The organism is Fusibacter sp., assembly GCF_057447755.1.
Map to the genome: position 1 here is coordinate 1 of NZ_JBVBZF010000478.1, position 1,949 is coordinate 1,949.

Sequence of the window (1,949 nt, forward strand, 5' to 3'; positions counted from 1 at the left end):
AATGCAGCATTTCGCACAATTGTCTCACAAAAAATCGAGGCGGTTTCAGCCAATGGCATAGGATAATTTGTGTTGAGAATGGACTCTGATTTTAAGCGATCACCATGATAGGCGTGTCCTAGCTCATGTGCAATTGTGAGCACATTTTTGAAACTGCCTGTAAAATTAAGCAAAATCCTACTTTCACCAAGACCTTGGATGTTGGCACAAAAAGCGCCTCCAGCTTTTCCACCACGGGGTTCAAAATCAACCCACGCTAGGTCAAAGCACTTTTGAGCAAAGTCAGAGAGGTCTTTGCTAAAATCAGCAAAGTTTGAAATGACAAAGGCTTTGGCTTCTTCAATGGTATAGGTAGGTGTCTTATCGCCTATTGGTGCTGCAATGTCATAAAAGGCAATTTTGTAGGGTGGTTCATAACCCAGTTTTTTTGCCTTGATTTTTAAATAGCGTCTAAAGTGAGGCAAATATTCTTCCATGGTCTCAATCATGGCATCCAGCGTTTCTTTCGAAAGTCTTGCATTATAGAGGGTTTCATCCAGTGGTGACTCAAACCCTCGAAGTGTGGACAAGGTAATGACTTCACCCTTGATACTGTTTAGTGCACTTGCTGAAATTTCAGCGTGTTTTGTATAAGCTGACAATTCAGCATGGTATCCCTTTTTTCTAAGCTCAGCGTTTGCGCTAAAAGCAAGATTTCGAATAGCCATAATGGGAAGGGACTGGTTTTTACCGTCTATTTCAAGGTCCCCCATAAGCTGAGATGCCGTCTTACCCTGTAGGGTCTCAAATGCAATTGAACCTGTTGTCTTAAGCTTTGAAATCATGGCTTCTTCTTTTGGAGAAAGCATATGAAGCGTGCTATTTTTTTGTTCGAGGAGATAGAATAAATGGGCTTTTATCAGTTGAGATTGAGTCGAAAGCACTTGAAGTTGACCGGGTGAAGGCAGCCAATACTTAAAGCAAACCATAGGGGCTGTTAAAGCACTTGATGCCCTTTGAACCTTATCAAGCAGACGCAATGCCTCTTGAGAGCTTGCATCTGCCTTAAAAGTTAAATGACCAAAAGCCTCAAGCCTTCTAAGCAACTTTGAATCTTCAATCAAATGTGCTAAAAAGCCCTCAATCCCCATGATGATATCCTCATCAGAGGGGGACAATTTCTCAAGTTCTGTCACCAGTAGACTATATTTCTCTGAAAGGCCTTCTAATTCAGAAAGCGCTGAAAGCAGGGCGTTATCGTCAAACCCCCTATAAAGGCTATTAAGTTGCCAACGATAGTTCATGATCGTCACCACTTATATGGCCAAAGCGACAAAGGCATCAATGTCTTTTTTAATAATCTCCAGTGATTTTAACCAGAAATCTTCTGATTCTACATCAATGTCCATTATTTTACAGACGTCGACAATATCCATTTTACCTGCAGAGGCTAAAAGCGTATCATAATGCGCAACAAAATAAGATTTATCTTCTAAATATTTGGCATACAGGCCCTTGGCAAATAAGAGACCAAAAGCATATGGGAAATTATAAAAATTGAGTCCAGCTGAATAATAGTGTGGTTTGATTAGCCACATATAAGGATGAAGATGTTCATGATCAAGCCCCACACCATAAGCTTCCTTCTGTGCATTAAGCATGATGGTCTTGAGTTCAGAAACAGATAAGGGATGATCTGCTCGTGTTTCAAATAATGCGGATTCAAAAATAAAACGGGAATAAATATCACAAATAACCTGTGTGGCATCTTGAAGTGAATTCTCCAAAATCGTGATGGCTTCCTCTTTAGAAGCTATTTTGAGTGCGGCATTGTTGACGATGGTTTCACAGAAGGTAGAGGCTGTTTCTGCTAATGGCATTGGAGAATCTATGTTTAATATATTTTCTTCGTTGGCGCAGATTGCATGATAACCATGACCTAGTTCGTGTGCCAAAGTCGTGATGTCTCC

General features: G+C 40.5%; 2 protein-coding genes. Both read right to left on the bottom strand.

Translation table 11 applies throughout. The annotated features are described in order from the left end of the window. Positions 1 to 1,283, bottom strand: a 1,283-nt coding sequence (locus AC220I_RS21860) for a M3 family metallopeptidase (protein ID WP_486725986.1), incomplete at its 3' end; no start/stop codon positions are given. Positions 1,284 to 1,295: 12 nt separating this feature from the next. Beyond that, positions 1,296 to 1,949 (bottom strand): M3 family metallopeptidase (locus tag AC220I_RS21865; protein ID WP_486725987.1); only part of this gene is annotated, 654 nt, incomplete at its 5' end.